Source organism: Porifericola rhodea (genome assembly GCF_030506305.1).
In the GTDB taxonomy this organism is placed as follows: Bacteria; Bacteroidota; Bacteroidia; order Cytophagales; family Cyclobacteriaceae; genus Catalinimonas; species Catalinimonas rhodea.
Window position 1 is genome coordinate 3,073,702 of the sequence record NZ_CP119421.1, and the last position, 25,424, is coordinate 3,099,125.

Sequence of the window (25,424 nt, forward strand, 5' to 3'; positions counted from 1 at the left end):
CCTTAAGAAGGGGGTGTTGTAAATGCTTGTATGAGCGCGCGTGCCACTTTGGTAGGAGAAGCGTGGCCAAGCAATACCTCCTGCTCTAGCTGCGCAAGTTCATGCTGTATTTTAGGATGTTGAAAAAACAGCTGTTTTAGTTGCTGCCCAAGTGCATCGTGTAGCCACTGTAGTCGCTGTTTTTCTCTTTGCTGCTGAAAAAATCCGTTCTGCTGTGTCTTTTGCTGATAATGGATTATTGCTTTCCATATTTTGTCCAGGCCTTTTTTTTCTATGGAAGAGCAGCTAAGTACTCTGGGGAGCACCTCACTTTCGGGTTTAGGAAACAGATGCAGCGCGTTTTCATACTCTTTTTTAGCCTTCATTGCTAAAGGTGTATTTTCTCCATCCGCTTTGTGGATTACCAATATATCTGTCATTTCCATTATTCCTCTTTTTATACCCTGAAGCTCATCGCCTGCACCAGCAAGCATAAGTAAAAGAAAACAATCTACCATTTGGTGTACCAGCGTTTCGGATTGTCCTACTCCTACCGTTTCAATAAAAATAACATCATAGCCAGCTGCTTCGCATAGGAGCATACTCTCCCTGGTTTTTTGAGCTACACCTCCCAAATTATTTCCGGTAGAAGAGGGTCTGATAAAAGCCGAAGGGTTTAGCGACAACTCAGACATTCTGGTTTTATCACCTAAAATACTTCCTCTGCTAATTTCACTGCTCGGATCTATGGATAGTACCGCCAATCGGTGTCCCTGCTCAATCAAATAAGGGCCAATAGCATTAATAAATGTACTTTTGCCTACACCTGGTACTCCGGTAATACCCACTCTTATAGAGTTTCCACTATAGGGAAGGAGAGCCTCCAGCACATCAGCAGCAAGCTTCTGGTCAGAGTCCAGGCTGCTTTCCATTAAAGTTATCGCCCGGCTAAGTATAAAGCGTTTTCCACACTTAATTCCATCAATATATTCCTGTAAGCTAAGCCGCTTTCTAAGCATTTTTAAGTGATGTAGAAGTAATAAAAAAGGTCATTTTAACAGATAAAGCTACTAATTATAGCACAATAAGGAATAGCTATGATTTAAGGAAAGTAGAGAATACAATTGTGAGTTTTAGTACTTCAAGCATAAAATTCTTTACTTTTTAAGGAGCATCAGGCACCTCCAAAACCCTCAAATATTCAATATGTAGTAAAAAGCTATCTTGTTAATTGTATTTTTTGAAGAATTTTCAAGCAATAAGGGGTTCCCAATAGTGCATATTTTAAATTATAATTATAAATATTTAATTTTGTGTATATTTGATAAGTACCAAAAAGGTTGAGCAAGAGTAGGCTTCCAAAGCTGAAGTTACGATTGTAACTTTTCACGTCATATCACTTTGAAGAGGCTTCAAAAAAAACTGACCTTAGTTCAACTTTTTATAAAATACATACATAGCTCATTCTTACGAAGGAAAAAATTATGAAGATCAACAGAGTATTGCTGAATGCCGCTTTTATTATGAGCTTGTTTCTGGCAAGCAATCAGTTTCTTTATGCTCAGGAGCAGGTATTTCAGGTACTTGCTCTGGATGGAGAGGTGATGTTTAAGAAAGGTGAGGAGTGGCAGGCAGTTGAATTGGGGCAGGCATTGCTTGCCAGCGATGTGTTAAAAGTAGAGGATAATGCTTATCTGGGTTTGGTGCATACTAATGGGCATACCCTGGCCCTGGATAAGAAAGGTACTTATGAGGCTGGTCACCTAGCCAGCAAGATTAGACAAAACAAGCTTTCAGTAGCCAGCAAATACGCAGACCTGTATGTGCAAAACCTTAAAAACGGCTCTGCCAAAGCAAACCCTGCTGAGCGGGCTCTTGAACAGAAAAGAGTAAAAGTATTATTGCCTAATTCCGTAGATGTTTTTAACGATGAAGTAATACTCCGCTGGAAAAATGTGGCCCCGGTAGGTGAAAAGTATGAAGTGAAGCTTAAAAATATGTTTAACGAAGTGCTCATGGTGAAAGAGGTAGAGGATACTAAAGCCATACTTAATTTCAATGAAGATAAAATCTCTAAAGAGCGTATGATCATAGTTTCTGTAAACAGCACAGAATTTAAAGATCAGCAGTCTAATGATTATGGGATGAAGCACCTAACCGCAGAAGAAGCAGCGCCAATTGCACAGGAACTCAAAGAGCTAAAACTTGAAATTACAGATCAGCAGTCAGCCCTGGATAAACTTATTCTTGCCTCTTTCTACGAACAAAATAATCTGTTAGCCGATGCGCTTACCAATTATGAGTATGCTATTTCTCTGGCACCAGAGGTAGAGGCATTTCAGGTAGCTTATGACCAGTTTATTTTTAGGAATGGACTTGCCAACTAAAGATTATATGAATTTAATTTATAGAGCCGCTACATGCGGCTTTTTTTTTATGGAATAGCTGTTTCCTTCTAAGAGCGTTTTTTAGACATTCGCGTGTTTTTTTTCAGACATGTCATAACTTGCGACATCTAAATTTTTGATAGAGAGGGAGTACTTATGCTGGAAAAAATAGAAGAACTTGACCGTCAACTTTTCTTATTCCTGAACGGACTGCATACCGAATGGCTGGATGTGCTTATGTACTGGATTACCTACAAATACACATGGTTTCCGGTTTACGCACTGCTCATTGCCATTGTAGTAATTAAATATAAATGGAAAGGCGCACTGATCATGGTGTCGGTAGTAGCTGCTGTAGGTCTGGCAGACCAACTCACCTCTGGCTTTATGAAACCCTATTTTGGAAGGCTAAGACCCTGCCATGAGCCAGATATTAGCTCTATTATTAATATAGTAGCAGGCTGTGGAGGACGTTTTGGCTTTGCTTCTTCTCATGCTTCTACCACATTTGCTTTAGCTACCGCACTCTGGTTATTGCTTAAAGATTGGAGCCGGTGGTTTGTCTGGGGCTTTTTATGGGCCACAATCGTAGCATATAGTCGTGTGTATGTAGGCGTACATTACCCCGCAGACATAACTGTTGGCGCAGTAGGAGGAATGCTCTGCGGTTGGCTGGTAGTGCAACTGCACCTATGGCTGACCAACCGCTTAGCGGGTACACCTATTTCTTCCAAATACCTAGAGCAAAATGCCAGCTAAGAGCGTTGGCGAGCAATTACCTTACTAATGTATTTGCCAATGACATCAAACTCAAGGTTGACCTCAGCACCAACTGTTAATTGATGAAAATTGGTGTGCTCATAAGTATAAGGGATAATGGCTACCCGAAAAGAATTATCAGTAGAGTTAAAACAGGTAAGGCTAACTCCATTAATTGTAATTGAGCCTTTTTCTACTGTCAGGTATTCCGGGTTATTGGTTTCATAAACAAAGTCAAAAAGCCAGCTTCCTTCTTCTTCCTGTATCTGTGTACATTTAGCCGTCAGGTCTACATGACCCTGCACAATGTGGCCATCAAACCTTCCGTGTGCAGGCATACAACGCTCAAGATTTACCTTACTTCCCTTTTGTAATGCACCAAGGTTACTTCTTTTCAGAGTTTCGTCAATGGCAGTTACCTTGTAGGTTTCATCGGTTAGAGAAGTAACCGTAAGGCATACGCCATTGTGGCATACGCTCTGATCTATTTTAAGTTCAGGAGTGAGGTGGCTACTAATTTCAAAGTGCTGATTGCTGCCTTCTTCTACAATATCAACAACTTCGCCTATAGCTTCTATTATTCCGGTAAACATAATTCATGAGGTTTAGACATGTAAACCTAAACAATAAGCCTGGAAGTTCGGAAACTAAAAGAGAAAATTGCTCTTTTCTACCGGCTTGCTGCCTGAAAAATAGCCGAAGGATGTGTTTTTAGAAACTCCAGCAGATCGGCCATTTGCTGCTTATCAATCTGATTTTCCAGGCCAGAAGGCATAGCAGAAACTCCAATGTCTTTGATCTCCGCAATGTCATTGCGTTGTATGGTATGCTCATTGGCACTTAAGTCTGTCAGGTTTAGAGCACTTACAGATTCTGAACTGATGATACCAGAGAACTGCTTGTCGCTACTGAGCCTGATCTGCCAAAACTCAAAGCCGTCGGCAATAGATTTATTAGGCATCAGTATATCTTGCATAATGGCTTCTTTACTTCTGTTTCTTACTGCAGACAAGTCCGGACCTATACTGGTACCAAGTTGTCCCCCAAACTGATGACAGCGAGCGCAACTTTCACTAAAAATATTTAACCCTCTTTTTGCGTTACCTTCCAAAGTAAGTGCCTGCCGATAGTTTTTGAGTACCTGAGCTTCATCAGGCTTACTGTCGGCCAATAAGCTACGAGCTTTAACCCTTACAGCCTCGGTGTCATGGTTCATCAGTTCTACGCTTCTTCTCCAACCGATAGTAGCAGGGCTTACCTGTTCTTTTTCCACTGCCTGGAGTAGTAATAGCATACGTTCATCGCTATTGGCAAATACATTGATTGCTTCATCTCTAAGTTCAGGGGTAAGGCTTGGCCATTTTTCCAATACAAATGTGCAGGGAGCCAAATCATAGGTGTGTTGTAAGCTTTGAATGGCTGCTTTTTGTACCAGCACGGGCTCTTGTGGTTGTAGTAGTTGCAGTAGTTGTTTCCAGTAGCGTTCCGGCGCAGTACTTGCCAACAGCTGTATGGCGTCCATACGCCAGTAAGGGTCTGCCTTTTGGTCTGAAATAGCATCTAAAGCCATTAGTACTGTAGAACTCAGTTGGGTTTCATCTTTAGGACTATCCAGCGCAGCAATTAAACGTAAAGCTGCTGATCTAAGCTGAGGGCTGGTTGCAGGCTTAACCAGGGTAATCAACTTACGGTACAGACTGGGAGAGACATCATGTGGCGAAACAGTATGTGCTAACCCTGTTAGAGAGGCTGCCTGCCACCACTGAAGTTCCTGATCTTTTGCTGTGGCCCTATCAATCAACTTTTCTATGGCTTGGGTATTTCCAGAATGTCCGATCATGCTTGCTATTTTGCTGAATAGGGGAGCGGCTATTTCTTCCTGTTCTTCAGTAAGATCAGCCAGAGCCAAGTCTAACCATTTCGCTTCTTGCTGATGAGCAGAGCTTAATGCAGCATATTGTACCCACTCGTCATGAAGGTCTTTTTTTAGCAATTGCCAGTTAAGTTGTTGGGCTTTAGGTTCCTGAATAGCGCCCAGTGTGCATATTAGCTGAAAGCGTACTTTAGCATTTTCATCATTTATCAACTGGTATAAAGCATCTTTTACTGCTGATGATTGCTGCAGATATCTTTCTGAAATTTTGATAGCGTTTTCCCTTAGCCCGGCTTCTTCATCCTGCAAAGCTATTAATAGATGTTCGTCGTCCAGTGCATTCAGCCCTTCTAAAGTCCAGAGGGCATGCAGCCTGCCTTCCGCCATCTCATGATTTTTTAGCATCTGCTGGAGTAGGTTTACCTGCTCGCTAGCCTGGCGATCAACCAGAAGGCGCTGGGCGTGTCTGCGCCACCATAGGTTGGGGTGCGCTAGCTTTTCTACCAATGCTGCATTAGTCTCATTACCTAAATTGATATTATCTAAAAATGACATTTTTGCTGCGCCCTCAGGCACAATTCTATAAATTCTACCCTGTTGGGTGCCTTCATAAAGTTCACCAGACTCGTTTACTTCTTCTGCCATCCACTCGGGATGTTCAATAATTTTGCGATAGTAGTCTATAAGATAAAGTGCGCCATCAGGTCCCTGATAAAAATTGACTGGACGAAACCAGCTATCCGTAGATGCCAGAAACTCCGAGTTTTCTAATAAGCGATCAGCCGTAAAAGTAGCACCATCGTCGCTAAGCACATCAGCATGTACCAGGTTGTGTACCGGCTCTGCAACAAATGCCACCTTTTTAAATGCTTCGGGAAAAAGATCAGCCTGATACCAATTGACACCACAGGAAGAAGTTATAGTACCTACATCGGTAAGTAGTTGATGTTCAGGGTTTTTGGTGATTGGAAAAATTTCTACACCATAACCGTAAGTGGGAAGGTATTGACTAACTTCAGGGATAGCCAGATTAGGGTTGCGCTGTACGTAGGCTGCTGCGAGTACTTCATGAAATAGGTGGGTGGCATTGCTGGTCATCAGCATATGACCCCAGCTATCAAAACTAAGCCCAAACTGAGTCTCTCCAGAGAGTGCTTCCAACTCGTAGGTATCTGGTTTAAACCTTACATTTCTACCATTAGCATTGGTAGGAAGTTTAATTTCCGGCCTGTCGTCAAACCTGACCTCCTCTCCCTCACCACCAAATTTATCATGGAAAAATTTAGTAGAAACAGTACTTTCGTGGGCCAGGTAAATCCAGTTGTCCAGACCGTAGATAGGTGTATTCAGGTTATGCTGCGGGTTGGAGCGGGCAAATCCGGTAAGTATTTTTTCTTTAAGATCAGCCTTCCCATCGTTATCACTATCTTCCAGATACCATACATTGGGGGCGTCAGTAACAAGTACGCCTTTCTTCCAGCGCATGATGCCAGTAGGAAGTATAAGACTATCCGCAAATACCGTACTTTTGTCGGGTAAACCATCATTGTCGGTATCTTCCAGCAATTTTACCTTACCGCTGCCGGCTATATCCAGCGGATAGCCATGCATCTCTACCACATACATTCGCCCAAACTCATCCACCTCCATAGCTACAGGGTCTGCTACCAAAGGTTCTGCTGCTACAAGTTCTATGCGAAAGCCTTCCATAATTTCAAAATTGCTGCTTAATTCTTCTGGATTTACGGCAAAATCCAAGGTGTTTTGCTGGCAGGCGGCAAGGCCTACCAACAAAAAAAAGGGCGATACATTCTTCATAAGGCTTAGTGTGTGTAGCGTAGTAGTAATAATGAATAATTTATGGATTTAGCCTCTATGAATCAATAGCTACCGACAATGGGCGAACATCTAATCTCCTGAAAATTCAGATTCTTTGGGGATGTATCTATTACGATGACAGTATTTAAAAAAAAATTAAACACGTGTTTAAAAAACTTATTTAAAGTTATGGTCGTTAATAAGAAAAGTCTAATTTTGTAGGAGTGCAGAACTAGATTTTTAGTAGTTTAAGTTACTCTGTTTAATAGAACAGGGAATCTTATATTGATGATTTTAAGACACAGTATATAGTTATGGCTGAACATATTCAAACTGAAGAAGATAATACCGAACAGAAAATACGCCAGGTAGCAAAGCGCCTGTTTACAGAGCGTGGTTATGCTGGTACCAAAATTCGGGATGTAGCTGAAGAGGCGGGAGTAAATATTGCACTTTTAAATTATTACTTCAGAAGTAAAGAACGCCTTTATGAATCTATTCTTAGTGAAAATTTTGAAGAGTATGCCTCTGCTATCAGCGAGACGCTTAATGCACAAGATATTCCTTTGCATACCAGAATTAAAGCTTATGTATCTCAATTGATAGAGCATCTGGAAAATAATCCTGATTTGCCATTTTTTATTATGAGTGAATGTCGTAACAACTCTGAGTTTTGTGTGCACATTATGGATAAAAAGATGAGAAAGTTTAATGAGTCTGTATTAGCCCAGCAACTTAAAAAAGAAGCTGAAAAAGGAAATATCCGTACTATAGACCCCATGCATTTTGAACATATGGTAGTTGCTCAGATTGTAATGCCTTTTCTGGGAGCTCCTGTTTTTAAGCACGTACACCAGATGGATGACGTAAGTTTTAAGAAATTTATGGATGAGCAAAAAGATATCGTTCCGGATATGATTATGGCTTATCTAAAAAATACCCAGGAATAGCTGGAAATTTTTTTTATTTCCTAATTAAACAGCTGTTTAAAAATAATATTTAAAAAAGTTGATCAATCCAAAACCCGCATGTGTAGCTCTCGTTTAAACACATGTTTAAAAAAGAAATTTAACCCTCATGTTTAAAAAATACTTACCAACTGTGCTATTAGCTGTTATGACGATCCCGGTATGGGCGCAATCTGCAGACAGCTATACTTTAGAACAGGTGCTGGATAAAGCTCTAGAGAGAAACCTGAGCCTGAAGATCAGCCAGCAAAACCAAAACTTATTTGCAGAGCAGGTAAGAGAAGTTAAAAACAACTTCCTGCCTAATATTAATCTAAATGCTCAGCATCAATATTATTTTGATATTCCTACCCAGGTAGCACCGGCAGCAGCGCTAGGGCTTGGAGGGGATGGAGGACCAGAATACATTCCTCTTTCGTTTGGTTTGCCACATCAAACCAATATAAGCGCTCAGCTTCAGCAGGTAATTTATAACCCTCAGCTGCCAGTAGGAATTAAAGCCGCTCAAACTGGGCAGGATATAGCTGAGCTACAATTGCAGCAGTCAAAAGAAGATGTAGTGTACGGAGTGTCTAGCACCTATTACCAGGCTCAGTCAGTAGCCCAGCAGATTAAGCTGTTAAATCAGAATATAAAGTCTATAGAGCGACTGGTTAAAATTACTGATTTACTGAGACAAAATGATCTTGCTAAAAGTACGGATGTGGAGCGTCTTCAACTGAACCAGGCCAATCTGTCTAATCAAATGGCTAACCTTAAAGTGAGCTATCAGCAACTGATCAACGGACTGAAGTTGATGACAAACACACCCATGACCGAAGAGTTCGTTATTGATACTGCCATTCATGTACAGGACGAAGAAACTCTGGTATTGGCAGATAGCGTAACGCGTACTGATGTAGCCCTGGCAGAAAAACAGCTTGAAGTACAGAGGCTGGAAGAAAAGCAGATTATGGCTGGCTACCTCCCTTCTCTATATGCTACTGGCGTTTATGGCCAAACCGGTTTTGGAGAGTTTGATAAAGATTATTATGAGATGTTTCCGGTAAGTTATGTAGGGTTACAATTGTCAGTACCTCTTTTTGATGGTCTCAGCAAACGTTCGCAACGTATGCAAAAGCAAATTCAGCAAAGCCAGACTCGCGACCAGATTGCCTTACTGGAACAACAGGTAGAAAATGAAATTGCCAATGCTGTGGCAAGCCTGGAAACTCAGCAGCAGGCAGTAAGCATACAAAAAAGAGCGCTGGCTCTGGCCGAGAAGGTATATGAAAATATGCAGCTTCAGTACAAAGAAGGGCTTAGTGGAGTAAGTGATGTCATTGACTCAGAAAACGAATTACGCCAGGCACAGACAGACTACCTTACCGCCTGGGTAAAACTTAAACTGGCTGAACTGGAGATCAAACAAGCTACCGGAAATCTAATAGAATAATCAACATATCAAGTAAAGAACCATTTAAGCAGAACACATATGAAAACCAATACCAAAGTTTGGAGATTCGTGATAGCCGGAGTCGTACTGATTGTACTCGGCGCATGGACCTACACCTCACTGATGGACAATAAAGAAGCAGTAGAAGGGCGTGTATATGAAAGAGACTTCTCTCGCCGCACTCCTGTGCAGGTAGAAAAGGTAAGCAAAAAAGTATTATCGCAGTCTAAGCGTTTGCTTGGTACATTTGAGCCCAATCGTGAACTGGATGTAAAAGTACAGGCCCAGGGCGAAGTTGTAAGAGAAGCTATTAGCGAAGGGCAGAGTGTAAAACAGGGTGCGCTAATCGCAAAAGTTGATGATGACCAGCTTCGTTATCAGCTTATAGCGGCAGAAGCAGAACTAAAAGACGCACAGCAGTCGGTAAAGAGGTATCAGAACCTAACCAATAATGATGCGGTAGCTAAGGTACAGTTAGACAATGCCCAACTCAGGTTGGCCCGTGCAGAAAGTCAGGTAAAAGTATTGAAAAAGCAAATTAGCCAGACAGCAGTTACCGCCCCTTTTAGTGGAGTAGTTACCAAAAAAATGTTCGAAAAAGGTACAGTAGTTTCTCCCGGTATGCCTTTGGCTCATTTGGTAGAATTATCTAAACTCAAACTTATTGTACAGGTTCCGGAGGCGGACCTTTTAGCCTTCCGCGAAGGGCAAAAAGTTACAGTAGTAACAGACGTACATCCATCTGCAAAGTATGAAGGTACCATTAGTATGGTAGGTGCCAAAGGAGATAAAGCGCACAATTTTCCGGTACATATTACTGTAGAAAATTCTGAGGAATATCCTCTGAGAGCAGGAATGTACGGTAGCTTGCAGTTTGAGAGTGATAACCAGACAGAGACTATGGTGATACCTCGTGAAGCGCTGGTAGGCTCAACCCAAAACGCAAGTGTGTACAAAGTGAATGATGGAGTAGCCTACAAGCAGCCCGTAGTAATTGGATCAACCTCTGGCGAAGAGCTTGAAGTGATTTCCGGCCTGCAGATCAACGATCAGGTAGTAGTAAACGGACAAATTAACTTGAGCGACAGCACCGAAGTCGTGATCCGCTAAACCCATCCAAACAAAAGAATTTATGAGTATTTCAGAAATATCCGTAAAACGCCCTACGCTAATTGTGGTGCTGTTCCTGGTAACAGTACTGGCAGGGGTGTTGGCCTTCCCTAACATAGGCTATCAATTAATTCCTGACGTTTCTGCACCTACTATCACAATTACAACTATCTACCCGGGAGCATCTCCCAGCGAGGTAGAAAATAGCGTAACCCGTGAAATAGAGGATGCTGTAGCGGACCTTGAGAGTATAGACGATATTACCTCAAAATCTCTGGAAAGTGCTTCTTTGGTAATTGTAAACTTTGAAGCAGGTACAGATATAGACCAAAGAGTAGAAGAGGCACAACGTAACATCAACAATGTATTGAGCGAGCTACCAGAAGATGCTGAAACACCTTCTATTTCAAAAGTATCGCCAAGCGACCTTCCTATAATGCAGATTAGTGCAACTTCCAGCCTAAGTAGTAAGGTATTTTATAATGAGATGGAAGACCAGATTGTACCCCAGCTACAGCAGATAGAAGGTGTAGCCGAAGTTAGCCTGCTGGGTGGCGAAGAGCGCGAAATAAAAGTGGCAGTAGACCCAGGTAAACTAGAGTATTATGGAGTTTCCCTTCTGCAAGTGAGCCAGGCCATCAACCAGGCCAATATGGAGTTTCCTACGGGTAGTGTAAAGAATGAAGGAGATGAAATTACTGTAAGGCTCGCGGGTAAATTTACCGATCTGGAGCAAATCAGAAATCAGATTGTGGTCGCCGGAGAAGGGGGGAGCCAGATTAGAGTGCGTGATGTGGCAGAAGTAACAGATGGTGCCAAAGAGACCGAAAGCATCGCTCGTTTGAATGGCGTAAATGCTATTGCCCTTAGAGTACAAAAGCAGAATGACGCGAACACTGTAGATGTAAGTGAAGCTATACGTGACCAACTGGTAGAAATAGAGGAACATTATGCGGATAGCAATCTTAAATTTAATATAGCTCAGGATGAGTCTGAATTTACGCTGGAAGCGGTAGAGGCTGTACTTCATGACTTGGTTATCGCTATTATTCTGGTTGCGGTGGTTATGCTGTTCTTCCTGCACAGTTTCAGAAACGCCCTCATTGTTATGATTGCGATACCAGTCTCTCTTATTTCTACTGTCGCCTTTATGTATATGATGGGTTACACATTTAACCTGATGACCCTACTAGCCATGTCACTGGTAATTGGTATTCTGGTAGATGACTCTATCGTGGTACTGGAAAATATTTACCGACATATGGAGATGGGCAAAAAGCCATTCAAAGCAGTTCTGGATGGTACTAAAGAAATAGGGCTTACGGCACTTTCCATTACCCTGGTAATTGTAATTGTGTTTATACCAGTAACAATGGTAGAATCATTGATTGCAGATATATTTCGCCAATTCTCATGGACAGTAGCCATTGCCACGCTCTTTAGTTTACTAGTGTCTTTTACACTTATACCATGGCTGATGTCACGTTTCTCTAAGCTAACCCATCTCAACCCTAAAAACCCGCTTCAGTGGGTATTAATCAAGTTTGAGAAAGGGCTAAGCAACCTTAATGATTTTTATGAAAATACACTAAAGTGGACGCTTAGCCGCAAGTGGGTAGTGGTAGCGGTAGTTATTTTACTCTTTGGCTTTACAGCTTGGGTAGGTAGTCTGGGTATCGTTGGTCAGGAGCAGTTTTCTTCCGGTGACAAAGGCGAATTTACGCTTACTCTGGAGTATGATAAGAGTACTTCTGTACGTAGCAACAACCTGGCTACTTACGAAGTAGAGCAGTGGCTACTGGATAAAGAAGAAGTTGTATCGGTACTAGCCAACGTAGGTGGACCTAGTGTAGGTGTTGGAAGTACTGGTTTGGGTAACCCTTATATGTCCGAGCTTACAGTTAAGCTGGTAGACAAAGCAGACCGTAATTTAAGTACTGAGCAGTTTATGATTGGTGTGATGGAAGATGTACGTGAGCAGTTTAGTGGGGTAGAAGTTGGTGCGGCAGTAAACGGTATGGTACAGTCTGGTAGTGCCCCTATTGAGCTTACCCTGAGTGGAGGCGATTATGATAAGTTGGTAGAGAGCGGAGAAAAACTGAAGGAACTAATTGAACGTACTCCAGGCGCTAATGATGTCAATGTATCTGTAGAGACCGGAAAGCCAGAAGTATCTGTAGAAATTGACCGAGATAAAATGTCGGAACTGGGGCTTAATATAGCCATGGTTGGAGCTACGCTACAGAATGCCTTTAGTGGAAACGATGATAGTGAGTTTCGTGATGGAGATTATGAGTATGAAATACGTATCCAACTGGATGAGTTTAACCGCCAGAACCCTGAAGATGTTAAAAATATTCTGTTTGTAAACAATAGAGGAGAATCTGTTAAGCTCTCACAATTTGCTTCTGTAAGCCAGTCTAGCGGGCCTTCTGTGTTGGAGCGTAAAGATCGTCGCCCTTCAGTTACTGTTACTTCCTATGCGCTGGGCGTTCCTTCGGGTACTCTAGCCCAAAATATAGAAGCCAAAATGCTTAATGCTGACTTTATGCAGGGAGTAGATTATGTATGGGGAGGAGATATTAAGCAACAGAACGAGAGCTTTGGTGCATTAGGAGCTGCCTTTGGTATTTCATTAATCTTGATTTATCTCATATTGGTAGCTTTATATGACAACTTTATCTACCCGTTTGTCGTGTTATTCTCTATCCCGGTGGCATTAATTGGTTCATTCCTGGCGCTGGCACTTTCTATGTCAACCATGAGTGTGTTTGCCATACTGGGTGTGATTATGCTACTCGGTCTGGTGGCTAAGAATGCTATTCTGATTGTAGACTTTACCGGTCAGCTCAAAGAAGAGGGACTTGCTACACGCGAAGCTGTAATCAGAGCTGGTAAAGAGCGTTTACGCCCTATCTTAATGACTACTTTGGCAATGGTAATTGGTATGCTTCCTATTGCGCTGGCTGGTGGAGCTGGTGCCGAATGGAAGAATGCAATGGCGTGGGTAATAATCGGAGGACTTATATCGTCGCTGGTGCTTACCATCTATGTTGTGCCAGTTACATATGACTTTGTAGACTGGGTTAAGGCCAAAATATCTGGGCTAACCTCTAAAAAGGAAGTGAAAGAGAAGAAGCTGAAGAGCGTTTCTTAAAACATGTTAAATGGTGACTCGTATACGAGTCACCTGTATTCAAAATTATAATTAAACTATGATAGACGTATATCAAATTAAATCAGAAACTGCTATGCAGTATGAACATGGCTGGACTATTGCCCAGGAAAACTTTAACCGCTATCTGCATGAGCAGAATGGACACACTAACCTGGGGAAAAAACTGAAAAGAAATTTTACCACTACAAGACAAGCAAGTTAATCCAAATAGGGCCATTAGTAACACACTGATGGCCTTTCTCTTTATACCCCCAAAGCCTTTTGACCATGCACAGCCCAGACTTACAGGACAAAAAAGTGCTTATACTACAAACGAGCCTACGTTTAATCAAACAAAATGGTCTGGGACATACCACTATGGATATGGTAGCTGCGGAGGCAGGTATCTCCAAAAAAACACTTTATCTCTTTTTTAAAAATAAAGAAACGCTGATGATGCATTCGCTGGACTGGGATGCCGAAGAACTAAAAAATGAGTGTATAAATCTTAAAGAGAAAAATTCCAGCTTTGCCGACTTCTGGTGTCGGACATTACAATTAATGGGGCAGCGCATGTTTGAATATTCCCCCGCCCTTGTTCACGAATTTCTGAACCGTATTCCATTAAAAGCCTGGGCCGATACCAAAAAAGAAGAACTTGCCTTATTAATCGCTCAGGAAGTAGAGGATGGAGAAAAGCGCCAAAAAATAGAGGTGCTGCTCCGTGCGTTCATTACCATTATTGGAAGGTGCATCACTCAGGAGCAATATCCTATTACACCCCAAAAAATGAAAGAGGTGGTTATACCGTATTATTGCCGCTGCGTTGCCCCATAGGTTTATTACTCTACTTATAGATAAAATGCTATAAGTATAATTCCCCTTTTTTTTCTGTATTAATCTATTCCAGCTGCTTTGTTCTGCATCCATGTAATTTTCGTTTTAATGAAACCAAACAATCAGCTATAACCTCTTAGTTATACTAGTCGGAGCCTGTTTGTATATCTGTGGATTTAAACAATATACCAAATATACAATACTACGATAGGCTATTAATGGCTAGGAATATATGACGTCTGTACTTACGCTGATTGTAATTGTGTCAATATCTGTGCTGGTAACGCGTTTTGCTACCATGGCACTGGTGCATACCGGTTTATCTGAACAAACTGCCAAATTTCAGGCACGTTCGGCATTTACGGGAGTGGGTTATGCTACCCGAGAGGCTGAGCGCATCGTCTCTCACCCTGTGCGCAGGCGCATTATTATGCTCTTAATGCTATTAGGCAATGTGGGTATAGTATCGGTGCTTGCTACGCTGGTGCTCACTTTTATTGGTAGCGATTCTGGTGCCATTGAGTGGCTTAGAAAAATAGGTGCTCTAATTGGCGGACTGGCATTACTCTGGGGGTTATCCAAAAGCAAGTGGGTAGATAAGGTGCTTTCTCGCCTGATCAATCATCTGCTAAATAAATATACCGATATTAAAGTGAGAGATTATGCCGGTATACTTCATCTTTCCGGAGAATATGAAATTACGGAAATGTATGTAGATAATGAGCATTGGATGACTAACAGAAGCTTAAAGCAACTTAACCTTAGGCAGGAAGGGCTTAACCTGATTGGGGTAGAGCGCATGGATGGTACCTATGTGGGTTTGCCCAATGGAGAAACTATAATTCGTGAAGGTGATACCCTTATTATGTATGGTCGCGAAGCTGCGCTAAAACAGCTTAGCGAAAGAAAAAGAGGGCGCGCCGGAGCTATTGACAGGCGAAAAGCAATAGCAGAAAATAAGAAGGCAGAGCAACAGCAAGCTGAACAGGAACCTGCAATGGCTGAAGCAGACTAATTTTTTTTAATGAAAACTAATTTTTTTATGGAAAATACAAATAGTAGAACGAATCGTTTGCCAATTAGTAAATATCTTATCGCAGGTTTATTGGCAGGGCTTATCGCCGCAGTGGTCAACAATATTTACCATCTATCTTATTCAGCAATCACTGGAGTAGAATTTAAAGTAGTAGTTAATGTATTAACTGTAACATTGGCTTCTATTGTACCCTTAGTGCTGGCAGGTCTGGTTTATCAAGCTTTAGACAATAATACGAATAAGGCCACTGTCATTTTTGTAATCATGACCATATTCCTGACCATTTGCAGTATGGGGTCAATGGCAGTACCTGTATTTCCAAACAGAGAAGAAGTACCGGAAGGATTTTATGGCTTGACCCTCCCCATGCACTTTATTGCCGGAGGTATTGCAGCCATAGTTATCCCACGATACATTGCCTCACAAAAGAAAAAGCAGCAGGTAAAAGAAACCGCTTAATGTTTGTTAAGTTTGGTTAGAGTGAATGGTTTAAGATTTTTGCAAGCTGTATGATAACAATTAGGTAAGAGAATATCTATTGATTAAAAGTACCATAGTTTACTCTAGACATATTTAAGACACAGAAAAACCTCCTGATTTAGGTGAGAATAATTCTCTTCACTAAAACAGGAGGTTTTAATTTCTTGTACTATTTCCTATCACTATGTATGACGAGGTTGTAGTATTAGTTTTTGGTTAGCTTAACTACTATAGGTTTTAGCTGTAGAGTTTATACATTATCACCAATTAATACCCCATCGGCTTTCTCAAGTGCTTCTTCGGAGCGCATGAGATATTTGATTTTAGGATCATGCTCGTGTCCATTGAGTTCAAATAGTTGGGTATCAAATCGTTTTGAGTACTCCTCAACAACTTTTTTTCTTTCTGTCAGTTTGTGGCTTTTCTGAAAAAAATAGGCCACGGGAAATTTAGTATCAGCCATGTTTAAAAAATTAGATTATGGGATAAATTCAAATAATACTATATGGATAAACTACGAATTTTTCCAGTAAACGATAATAAATACAGGTAAAAAAGCGCTAATAAAAGATAATATATACTCATAAAATAATGTACTAGTATATAGTCTATTAGTATTAAGTATTGAATTTAAATATGAGTGCAAGTGCTTAATATTGATCGCTTATGAGACTTCTTAACTGGCGCAGGTTTTTGCGTATACCTTCCATCTCTTCCATAAGTTATGAGAACCGCTTAGAATTAAAATAAGCACTTTAAATGAATTTGGTACGTTACCTTTCGGTCAATTTGAATAAACTCATTATCTTAAGCGTTCAATTCTATAGCTTGTAACCTAACCTAAATCTAATACATGAAGAAGGATAGCCCACAGAAAGACACTTCTCGCAGAAACTTTGTTAAAGGCGCAGCTATGTCTGCTGCCGGTTTCATGATCATGCCCCGCCACGTATTGGGTGGTAAAAACTTCGTCGCACCCAGTGACAAGGTAAATGTTGGCATCATCGGAGCTGGAGGAAAAGGTAAACGTAATACTTCGGAGTTTCTTAAGCTGGACGATGTGCAGGTAACTGCTGTCGCAGACCCTGCTTACTACTGGAACCTGGCAGACTTCTATTATCGCTCAGAGGCGGGTAGAGGCCCTACCGTAGAAATGATAGAAGAACACTACGAAGGCAAAACCCCTAACTTTAAAGTAGCCGAGTACACTGACTTCCGCGAAATGCTGGATAAAGAATCTGCATTGGATGCGATTGTATGTTCTACCCCTGACCACTCTCATGCCTATATTTCGTTACAGGCAATGCGTGCTGGTAAACATGTGTACTGCGAAAAACCCCTGACTCATAACATCTGGGAAGCTCGCGAAGTACAAAAAGTTGCTAAAGAAACGAAGCTGGCTACCCAAATGGGTAATAGCGGCCACAGTGCCGATGGTATTCGCGAAACAGTAGAATACCTGCGGGCGGGCGTTATTGGTGAGGTAAAAGAGGCACATTGCTGGGTACCGGCAGGCCGATGGATTCCTGGCTTAAATGGCTTGCCAAGCGGCAAATCTACACTGCCTATCAATTTTGATTGGGATCTTTGGCAGGGGCCTCGCAAGCCTCAGGCTTTTCATGAGCACTATGTACCTGTCACCTGGCGCGACTTCTGGATGTATGGCTGTGGAGCACTAGGCGATTTTGGTTGCCACGATATGGATGCAGCCACCTGGGCGTTTAACCTAAAAGCTCCGGAGAGCGTGCAGATCTTTCCTGCTGGTTTTAGCAATGAAGATATAGCACCCTATGGAGAAATAGGCTATTATGAGTTTAAAAAGCAAGGAGATCAGAAGCCATTAAAGCTTACCTGGTACTCTGGCGGTCTTCGTCCCGATTTGCACGAAGCCTTACCAAAAGACTACAAGTATCCGAGCCGTGCTTCTATGTTTGTAGGCGAAAAAGGGATTATTATTAATGATGGAGGTAATCGTGCGCCGCAGGTATTCCCCGAAAAACTGCGTGCCTCTATCAAAGTTCCCAAGCAAACTATCCCTCGCTCAAATGGACACTTCAGAGATTGGGTAGATGCCATTAAAGGAGGTAAACCTGCCAGCTCTAATTTTGAGTATGGCGCACGCCTTACTGAGATAACCCTACTTGGTGTGCTTTCTTTGCGTATGGGGGGAGAGAAAATTTATTGGGATGCAGAAAACATGAAAGCTAAAGGTCTGCCCGAAGCTGATAAGTTTATCAAAGAGCCCGTTCGTGAAGGCTGGGAGATGGCTTAAATAATAAAGAGAAGCTGAAGCCCATGAGTAGTTTGCTCATGGGCTTTATTCTGTCGCTGAAACCATTGCCTGTATAATCTTTGGCCCTAGTGTCAGCCACTCCTCTACATTCCTTCTTCTGCCGATCTTGTCCGCTTCTTCTACTTTGAGTTCCATCAGGTAGGCTGCTACCTTTTGCTCTGCCCATAGTGCCTGATTGACCGTCATGCGACCTCTCTTGCCAGCCGTAGTGCTTTCCGGCATCTTCCGAATACCTTCATCGGCTTTAAAAGAACTGTGGTCCACCATATATTGCCATAGCTTTTGACCTGTTTCTACTTGTGGTCCCTGTATATAGTCGGCCGCTTCTGTATTGTGCAGTGTCAGAAAAAGGTCAATACTTTTTCCTGAAAGTAGCCAGTTTACAATCTCTGTTTTTTGAGCATATATCTCCGGCATCTCGTCCGGTTTTACCAGGTCCCAGTTTCGGTTAAGGTCGTGCCCGTGTGAGTTAAAGCGCACGCCACCCCTGGCTACACCATCAGGATCCGCCATTGGCATAATTTTAAACACATATGCTCTGCCTAGCTGATGTTCTTCAGCAGAGTCTAGCAAATACCTAAAGGCCCCTTCCATTACCCAGGAGGTACCTGCCTCCCAGGAGTGCTGCCGTGCCATCAACCAAATTACCTTTTTCTTGTCTTGCGGCACATCTGTATCAGTAATAGTGAGTAGCTGTAAGTCTCTTCCCTCAACACTTTCTCCTATATTACTGATTGATAATTGTGAATGATCCTGATATTCGGAAAGCAGACTTTTTAACCTTTGATTAGTGTATGGTGGCTGGTGAGCAATCCAAATACTGTCTGCTTTCGGTTTTATCTGGAGCCTTAGCTCTTTTTGCGCCTCATCCCAGCTGACTGCCCGATCGTCTAGGTGCTGCCAAACTTCCTGATCATAGCTGATCAGAGGCCTGGTATGTTCGGTGATAGCATGAGCACCATATTTATAGTTATATTCTCCCACCAATTGAGTCAGGTCTATCGTAAGCGCTTTTCCTTTTGCCCCTTTTACCATAAAATAATACCAGCTAGCTTGTCGGTTACGCTCTTCCCAGTCAGACTCACCCTCTACAGCACAGGCATAGTGCAGTGGGGCTATCTCCTCTACCTCTCCCAGACTACCTCCCTCAAAATTGCTATGAAAAGTGATGGGTGCCGCCCCACCTTCCTCGCTATTTTTATGAGGCTGACAGGCTTGTTGAAAAATAAATAGCAGTATTAAGCAATAAAAAACGGGCTGCTTGATCATAAAATTAATATCGGGTTAGAGGCTTTAACTATTAGATAGAAAAGATACCGATAAATAAACAAAAGCAGAAGGTAAAACTTATACCGTAGTTTTATTCATCATTTCAAGACGAAGCTCAGGCTTATACTGGCTAAAAAAACTTTCTACTTTTTGTTTCATCTCAGCATCTCTTAAAGCAACAGGCAAGCTAGGTACCCTTCTCTTATTCAAATATTAATAAAAGCCATACTTGTGCTTGCTCTTCTGAAACATGGCTAACAAAAGCTTTAAAACTTAGTATATTTCTTAAAAAAAGCTATGGATATACGAGAGCATCTGCTTAAAACCAGGGAACAGACATTAACTTATTATGAACTTCCGGAAATTGAACTGAGCAAAAACTACGGCGAAGGCAAATGGACAGTGCGTCAGATACTGGTACATCTGGCAGATACAGAAACAGTACTTTACGACCGCATACGAAGAGTCATCTCTGAACCTAAACAGGTAATCTGGGCTTTTAATCCTGATGCCTGGGCTAACGCTCTAGACTACCATCATTTTCCTTTAGCATTAAGCAAAAACGTGTATGCTTCGGTGAGAGACTGCATCATCTACCTGGCAGAGCAGCATTACGAAAACAAAGGCGCTAATGAGTTTATACATAGCAATACCGGTCTGCGTACCCTCAAAGATGAGTTTGACAAGGTAGCAGAACATAATTATAACCACCTCAGGCAGATAGAGCAGGCATTAAAAAGCTAGTCTTTATTAAACTTTTAAACACAGTCCGGGTCTAAGACTGGATAAAAGCGCCGGATATTAATTAATTTGTAGGGCTTACAACAAAAAAACTACCTTTAGGCGTTTAGTAGACAAACGGCAAATACCTTCGTCCTTTATGATTAGATGGCTCCTGTGTGCAGTGCTTTTTGTTATTCCTTTGCTGGCTGTAGCACAGCAAGAGGAACGAGTGCTGCTGGAAGGTATCGTGCTGGATGCGGATAGCCTGCAAGTACTACCTTCGGTACACGTAAGAATTACAAATAGTGGTTTAGGAGGGGTTACTGAAGCCGATGGACGGTTCAGGTTAAGAGTTAACCCCGACGATTCTGTAGTTTTTAGTAGTGTTGGCTATAAACCCTACCTAATTGTACCGTCAGATAGTACTGAAGAAAGCCTTCGCAAGCTGATCATCCGAATGAAGCCACAGGTAACCGTGCTCGAAGAAGTCCGCTTTAAAGATTATCAGGATTTGAGTAAATACATTCGTCGCGAGTATGATACTACAGTAGATTTAAGAAGGCCAAAGGGCAAGCCCCTGTTTGAAGACCAAGAGCCGGAAGACCGGCCTGCCGTAAGTACTATAGGAGGGATGCATGGGGCTAATCTGGAAGGAGGCCTTACCGCGCTAGCTAACCTCTTCAGTAGTGAGTTTCAGCAAAAGAAGAAGTTAGAAGAAATCCTTAAAATTGAAGAAGAAGAAAAGCGTCAGCAGTCTCTTAAAGAGGCGATGACCGAAAGGTATCGGGCTATGGTACTTACTGCCGCGGCATTAACCGAGCCCGACTTGCAGCGTTTTACCGACAAATACATGCCTCACCCTCTCAAAATGATGAATATGAATGATTACGACCTCATGGCAGAGATAGTGCTGCATCTGCAAGCTTTTGAGACAGAGGCCGACGCTCTTGATAAGTTGCTAAAAGAGGGGGTATTTGAAGGAGAAAAAAGGAACAGTCCGGAGTAGGCCCAAAACTTAACGGCAACTTCATCTTTTTACTACTTTCTCTACTTGCTATGCCGCTCCTATGGACTTAACTTCATAAAAAAACTAGCTTATGGATATCAAGGTGGCCTTTTGGAACTTACAGAACCTGTTTGATGCCCAGCTATCAGAAATTGCGGCAGATTTGGGTTTCACTGCCGAAGAGGGCTGGACAGAAGAGGTGGTGGAAGCAAAACTAAATAATCTGGCACAAATCATACGCTTAATGCATGATGGTGCTATGCCTGACTTACTTGGGGTATGCGAAGTAGAAAACAAACCGCTGATGGAGCGCCTGATTGCAAAGCTGGACATAGACCGATATGAGCTTGCTCATGTAGAAAGTCCCGACATCAGGGGTATAGATGTTTCATTAATCTATAACAGGGAGCTTTTTCATCTGGATCCGGAAACTCCTCCTCGGGCCCTTAAAGTAACTAACCGCTACCCTACAAGAGATATTTTTGAAGTACCCCTCAGACTCAACCATAACAATAGCGAACTGATTGTTTATGTAAATCATTGGCCCTCCCGTAGCCGGGGACGTTATGAGAGTGAACCCCTGCGTATTACGGTAGCCAACCACTTAGGACAGCTTATTGATGAAAAACTGAAGGTAGACCGGCTGGCATACCTTTCTATGGCAGATACCGATGATACCTTGCTGTTGCTGAATCGCTACTGGAACCGAAATATCTTGCTAATGGGCGACTTTAACGATGAGCCTTTTGACCGCAGTATACTGGACTATCTGAAGGCAAGCAGTGGTACCGACCATCTGGAAGAAGCTATCAAAGCAGACCGATCTTCAGCCAACGACCGGGAAAACACCCCTACTCCACGCTCATATTTTGGGGAGCAGGCTTACCTTTTCAACTGTATGTGGCCGTTTTTATCTATACCAGATACTGGAACATTGCATTATAGCGGCTCTACCAACAGTATGAATATGCTGGATCAGTTTATGATTTCGCGAGGACTATATTATGGGCTGCAAGGGCTTAAATTTAATTGCGAAGCTACTCAAATCTTCCGACCCAGTCAGATGAGTAGCCGGCAGAAGAAACGTCCTGTACGTTTTGATTTTGACAAAAAAGGAGTAAAACCGCCCAAAGGATATAGCGATCATTTTCCTATCACCGGAATAATACACGTGCTTTAGCCTGAAGCTTGCCTGGAGCTAATCTCCCTTACTCCCTTTTTCAAAAAGGGGGAATGCTTGGGTAGGAGGGATATCCCTGTATGGAGTAGTAACTAAACTCCCCCTTAGCAAAGGGGGGCGGGGGATTGAAAGTTACCAATCTGTAATAGTCAGTATTTTCAACTTCGTTTGCGAAACTAATCCCCCTTACCTCCTTTTTAAAAGGGTAAATGCTTGGGTGGGAAGGGAGAGCAAAGCTGATTTTGGTACTATTGTGCTTCAACAAGCTCAAACTTTCCTCTGCTACGAATGTAAAGGATACTTTCTCCGTCGTTTTCCGTGCTAAGCTGATGTGCAAACTCTCCCTCAGAACTAAAGTAACTGCCAGCTTCCAGAGCAACGGCTTTTTCCTTTTTAGTAGCCCGATACAATGGGTGTCCCTGGATGACAACAGCACGAAAGGTAGAGTCTGAACTCTGTATCTCTCCTTTAAAACCAGCAGGAAGTTTAAGCAAGGAGCCATTTAAGTGATCATCCTTAGCCTTGCTCCAAAGGTAGGCTACCTTTGCGGGTTGCTTAGTGGCGTGCTTTACAGCTAGATCTACCCAAACCAGATTGGATACATCTACATTAATAGGTTTTTCTCCCTTGTCAAATGCTTCATCGGTAGGTTTTACAAGGTATGGCCCTTTTTCAATTTCTATGAAAGCCATATTTTCTTCAGCTTTAGCTGCGGTTATGTGAGGTTCACCAGCAGGCTGGGTCCAGAAAGAGCCTGAGGCCATCCACATATTTTCTGCTGTTGGGTCATCATTGTGGATGAGTCCATGGATTACGACTCCTTTGTACGTGATGTTGTGAATATGTGGAGGTGAACTGAACCCTTCAGCAAACTTTACCAGAAAACCAGTAGGTTCTGATCCGTTTCTATCTCCCCACAAAGTACCTGCTCTGGGGCTTTGGTCCCCACGGGCGGGGTTCAGAGGCTCCCATTTTATGTCAGAGGCTAGTACCAGGCTATGGCTTACAGCAGTAATATTGTGAGACTCGCTCGTATTATCGGACTGTTTGTTAGGATCACAAGTGGATACGATGCTTGCTAATATTAGTGATAATAATAAGTTTCTGAATATCATGATTATACTTGTCTGTTTGTATCACGAAGATAATCATATCACCTCTCACGCTTCTTGTACCGGTAGGGGTAAATATTGTATAGATAAAGGTTTAGAAGCCTCTTTCGTCTCCCCTTTTGAAAAAGGAGGAATGCTTGGGTAGGAGGGATGTCCCTGTTTGGAGCAGTAACTAAACTCCCCCTTAGCAAAGGTGGGCGGGGGGATTGAAGTTTACCAATCTACTACGGCGTAGTATTCTTAACTTTGATTACGAAACTAATCCCCCTTACCCCCTTTTGAAAAAGGGGAATGATTGAGTGTGAGGAAAGTTCTGTAATGAAGTAGTCACCAAACTCCCCCTTAACAAAGGGGGCTGGGTGGAATGAAGTTTGCTAATCTACTACGGCGCAGTATTCTTAACTTTGATTGCGAAACTAATCCCCCTTCCCCCCCTTTTGAAAAAGGGGGAATGATTGGGTGGTCAAAAGTATCTACATGGAATAGTCACCAAACTCCCCTTTATAGTAAAATAGCTAATTATGAAGAATAGCAGACTTTGGACAAACATTAAGAACTTTACATTAGATGATCCTGATTGTGAGTTTTCATTTTCGCAACGATTAGCACGCGACAATAATTGGAGTTTAGCATTTAGCCAGCAGGTGATTCTGGAATACAAAAAGTTTATGTACTTGTGTTGTGTTGGTTATGGAGAACTAACCCCTAGCGATGCGGTAGATCAAGCCTGGCACCTACACCTCACTTACACAAAGTCATACTGGATAGCCTTCTGCGAGGATACATTAGGAAAGCAGATTCATCATAATCCAACCCAGGGAGGGAGTGAAGAAAAAAGTAAATACTCCAGCTGCTATGCCAATACGCTTAGGGCATATGAAGATGAGTTTGGAGAAAAACCTCCAGAAGAAGTCTGGTTACAAAAAAATAAAAGGTTCGCTCAGCTAAATTTTAAAAGAATTAATTTATCAGAATACTGGCTTATCAGAAAATCAAATCTGAATTATTCCTATCTTTTTGCAATTGCTACGGCTTTAGTTGTAGGTTTATTTGTACAGTCTGATAATCCTATACCTCTGTTCTCATTAGGGCTGGTGTTTCTTCTTATCATGCTGTTGGTCCGAACGATAAGAGGGAAGGGTAGTAGGAGTAGAAAAAATGGTGGTTCAAATGAGGGTGATAGTTCATGGGGAGGCTTTTGGGATTGTTCTAGTGATGATTCGGGTTGTAGTAGCCACGGCTGTAGTTCAGGATGTAGCGGATGCGGGGGAGGAGATTGACCGTAAAATATTTATACCAGCGTACTATTCAGAAATAGTTATTCATGATATTTAACCCAGTATGAACGGCCCGGATACAAACACCTGCTTCCCGCTAGCCCACTACGATAGGCTATGCTTTTTAAAAAATATCATTAAAAACCCTAACATCATTGTGGGAGACTATACCTATTATGATGACTTTGAAGATGTTCATAATTTTGAGAAGAATGTCAGGTATCATTTTGATTTTGTAGGTGACAAGCTCATCATCGGTAAGTTTTGTATGATTGCTTCAGATGTTAGCTTCATTATGAATGGAGCCAATCACCTGAGCCAGTCAGTATCCAGCTATCCTTTTGCTATATTCGGGCATGGCTGGGAGCAGGCTATGGAAGGAAAGACATATCCTACTAAAGGAGATACAATTATAGGCAACGATGTCTGGATAGGCTACAAAGCATGTATTATGCCGGGTGTAACGATAGGAGATGGAGCCATTATCGCTGCCAACGCAACTGTTACCAAAGATGTACCTCCATATGCGATAGTGGGAGGCAACCCTGCTGAGGTAATCAGAAAGCGGTTCAATGAAGAGCAAGTAGCCAAGCTGCTCAAGCTTAAATGGTGGGACTGGGAAGCGGAAAAGATTACAGCGAAACTACCGCTTTTAACAGGCAATAATATAGATCTTTTGCTGGCAGAAGCTACTGAGACCTGATGACCCATTACACCATTCTGAA

Annotated in this window: 23 protein-coding genes; 17 read left to right on the forward strand and 6 right to left on the reverse strand. The window is 42.2% G+C overall.

Annotation, left to right across the window (positions count from 1 at the left end):
- Window positions 1-2: 2 nt before the first annotated feature.
- Window positions 3-998 (reverse strand): methylmalonyl Co-A mutase-associated GTPase MeaB, encoded by a 996-nt coding sequence (gene meaB / locus PZB74_RS12560; RefSeq protein ID WP_302236493.1) that lies wholly within the window; start codon window positions 996-998, stop codon window positions 3-5.
- Window positions 999-1,463: 465 nt separating this feature from the next.
- On the opposite strand from meaB, the gene PZB74_RS12565 reads away from it, so the two are divergent.
- Window positions 1,464-2,366 (forward strand): hypothetical protein, encoded by a 903-nt coding sequence (locus tag PZB74_RS12565; RefSeq protein ID WP_302236495.1) that lies wholly within the window; start codon window positions 1,464-1,466, stop codon window positions 2,364-2,366.
- A 156-nt stretch (window positions 2,367-2,522) separates the two neighbouring features.
- Complete coding sequence (locus tag PZB74_RS12570; protein ID WP_302236497.1) at window positions 2,523-3,125, forward strand: phosphatase PAP2 family protein; 603 nt, start codon at window positions 2,523-2,525, stop codon at window positions 3,123-3,125.
- Here the strand turns inward: PZB74_RS12570 and PZB74_RS12575 are convergent.
- The gene (locus PZB74_RS12575; RefSeq protein WP_302236499.1) at window positions 3,122-3,718 is read right to left on the reverse strand and encodes a riboflavin synthase; all 597 of its coding nucleotides are present in this window, start codon (window positions 3,716-3,718) and stop codon (window positions 3,122-3,124) included. The two genes, PZB74_RS12570 and PZB74_RS12575, sit on opposite strands and share 4 nt — an antisense overlap.
- A gap of 77 nt (window positions 3,719-3,795) precedes the next feature.
- Entirely contained in the window at window positions 3,796-6,816 is a 3,021-nt protein-coding gene (locus tag PZB74_RS12580; protein ID WP_302236501.1) for a PVC-type heme-binding CxxCH protein, read from the reverse strand.
- Between the two features lie 314 nt (window positions 6,817-7,130).
- Between PZB74_RS12580 and PZB74_RS12585 the strand changes: the two genes are divergently transcribed.
- The 8 genes from PZB74_RS12585 (at window position 7,131) to PZB74_RS12620 (ending at window position 15,818) form a co-directional block, all read left to right on the forward strand.
- Complete coding sequence (locus PZB74_RS12585) at window positions 7,131-7,766, forward strand: TetR/AcrR family transcriptional regulator (RefSeq protein WP_302236502.1); 636 nt, start codon at window positions 7,131-7,133, stop codon at window positions 7,764-7,766.
- Between the two features lie 127 nt (window positions 7,767-7,893).
- Window positions 7,894-9,219 carry a TolC family protein gene (locus tag PZB74_RS12590; protein ID WP_302236504.1) on the forward strand — a complete coding sequence of 442 codons (1,326 nt, stop codon included), beginning with the start codon at window positions 7,894-7,896 and terminating at the stop codon, window positions 9,217-9,219.
- A gap of 39 nt (window positions 9,220-9,258) precedes the next feature.
- Window positions 9,259-10,329 (forward strand): efflux RND transporter periplasmic adaptor subunit, encoded by a 1,071-nt coding sequence (locus tag PZB74_RS12595; RefSeq protein WP_302236506.1) that lies wholly within the window; start codon window positions 9,259-9,261, stop codon window positions 10,327-10,329.
- Window positions 10,330-10,351: 22 nt separating this feature from the next.
- Window positions 10,352-13,486, forward strand: coding sequence for an efflux RND transporter permease subunit (locus PZB74_RS12600; RefSeq protein WP_302236509.1), 3,135 nt, complete (start codon window positions 10,352-10,354; stop codon window positions 13,484-13,486).
- Window positions 13,487-13,544: 58 nt separating this feature from the next.
- Entirely contained in the window at window positions 13,545-13,709 is a 165-nt protein-coding gene (locus tag PZB74_RS12605; protein WP_302236512.1) for a hypothetical protein, read from the forward strand.
- 65 nt (window positions 13,710-13,774) lie between these two features.
- Window positions 13,775-14,323, forward strand: a complete 549-nt coding sequence (locus tag PZB74_RS12610; protein WP_302236515.1) for a TetR/AcrR family transcriptional regulator — start codon at window positions 13,775-13,777, stop codon at window positions 14,321-14,323.
- A gap of 232 nt (window positions 14,324-14,555) precedes the next feature.
- Window positions 14,556-15,338, forward strand: coding sequence for a TrkA C-terminal domain-containing protein (locus tag PZB74_RS12615; protein WP_302236518.1), 783 nt, complete (start codon window positions 14,556-14,558; stop codon window positions 15,336-15,338).
- Between the two features lie 27 nt (window positions 15,339-15,365).
- Window positions 15,366-15,818 carry a hypothetical protein gene (locus tag PZB74_RS12620; RefSeq protein WP_302236520.1) on the forward strand — a complete coding sequence of 151 codons (453 nt, stop codon included), beginning with the start codon at window positions 15,366-15,368 and terminating at the stop codon, window positions 15,816-15,818.
- A 271-nt stretch (window positions 15,819-16,089) separates the two neighbouring features.
- Here the strand turns inward: PZB74_RS12620 and PZB74_RS12625 are convergent, their stop codons facing one another.
- Window positions 16,090-16,302, reverse strand: coding sequence for a hypothetical protein (locus PZB74_RS12625; RefSeq protein WP_302236521.1), 213 nt, complete (start codon window positions 16,300-16,302; stop codon window positions 16,090-16,092).
- A 390-nt stretch (window positions 16,303-16,692) separates the two neighbouring features.
- Here PZB74_RS12625 and PZB74_RS12630 point away from each other — a divergent pair, with 390 nt between their 5' ends.
- Window positions 16,693-18,111 carry a Gfo/Idh/MocA family protein gene (locus PZB74_RS12630; protein ID WP_302236523.1) on the forward strand — a complete coding sequence of 473 codons (1,419 nt, stop codon included), beginning with the start codon at window positions 16,693-16,695 and terminating at the stop codon, window positions 18,109-18,111.
- A gap of 45 nt (window positions 18,112-18,156) precedes the next feature.
- Here the strand turns inward: PZB74_RS12630 and PZB74_RS12635 are convergent, their stop codons facing one another.
- Window positions 18,157-19,401, reverse strand: coding sequence for a M14-type cytosolic carboxypeptidase (locus tag PZB74_RS12635; RefSeq protein WP_302236524.1), 1,245 nt, complete (start codon window positions 19,399-19,401; stop codon window positions 18,157-18,159).
- Window positions 19,402-19,698: 297 nt separating this feature from the next.
- On the opposite strand from PZB74_RS12635, the gene PZB74_RS12640 reads away from it, so the two are divergent.
- The 3 genes from PZB74_RS12640 to PZB74_RS12650 all read left to right on the forward strand — a co-directional run bounded on the left by PZB74_RS12640 (window position 19,699) and on the right by PZB74_RS12650 (window position 22,310).
- The gene (locus PZB74_RS12640) at window positions 19,699-20,145 is read left to right on the forward strand and encodes a DinB family protein (protein WP_302236525.1); all 447 of its coding nucleotides are present in this window, start codon (window positions 19,699-19,701) and stop codon (window positions 20,143-20,145) included.
- Between the two features lie 136 nt (window positions 20,146-20,281).
- Complete coding sequence (locus tag PZB74_RS12645) at window positions 20,282-21,130, forward strand: carboxypeptidase-like regulatory domain-containing protein (protein WP_302236528.1); 849 nt, start codon at window positions 20,282-20,284, stop codon at window positions 21,128-21,130.
- 91 nt (window positions 21,131-21,221) lie between these two features.
- Window positions 21,222-22,310: an endonuclease/exonuclease/phosphatase family protein gene (locus PZB74_RS12650; RefSeq protein WP_302236530.1), complete on the forward strand. Its 1,089-nt coding sequence runs from the start codon at window positions 21,222-21,224 to the stop codon at window positions 22,308-22,310.
- A gap of 248 nt (window positions 22,311-22,558) precedes the next feature.
- Here the strand turns inward: PZB74_RS12650 and PZB74_RS12655 are convergent, their stop codons facing one another.
- The gene (locus tag PZB74_RS12655) at window positions 22,559-23,425 is read right to left on the reverse strand and encodes a DUF4437 domain-containing protein (protein WP_302236531.1); all 867 of its coding nucleotides are present in this window, start codon (window positions 23,423-23,425) and stop codon (window positions 22,559-22,561) included.
- Between PZB74_RS12655 and PZB74_RS12660 the strand changes: the two genes are divergently transcribed.
- The 3 genes from PZB74_RS12660 to PZB74_RS12670 all read left to right on the forward strand — a co-directional run bounded on the left by PZB74_RS12660 (window position 23,424) and on the right by PZB74_RS12670 (window position 25,402).
- Window positions 23,424-23,567, forward strand: coding sequence for a hypothetical protein (locus PZB74_RS12660; RefSeq protein ID WP_302236533.1), 144 nt, complete (start codon window positions 23,424-23,426; stop codon window positions 23,565-23,567). The genes PZB74_RS12655 and PZB74_RS12660 overlap by 2 nt on opposite strands.
- Window positions 23,568-23,943: 376 nt before the next feature.
- Window positions 23,944-24,702 carry a glycine-rich domain-containing protein gene (locus PZB74_RS12665; protein WP_302236535.1) on the forward strand — a complete coding sequence of 253 codons (759 nt, stop codon included), beginning with the start codon at window positions 23,944-23,946 and terminating at the stop codon, window positions 24,700-24,702.
- Between the two features lie 61 nt (window positions 24,703-24,763).
- On the forward strand, window positions 24,764-25,402 hold the full coding sequence (locus tag PZB74_RS12670; RefSeq protein WP_302236537.1) for a CatB-related O-acetyltransferase: 639 nt from the start codon (window positions 24,764-24,766) through the stop codon (window positions 25,400-25,402).
- The last annotated feature ends 22 nt before the right edge of the window (window positions 25,403-25,424 follow it).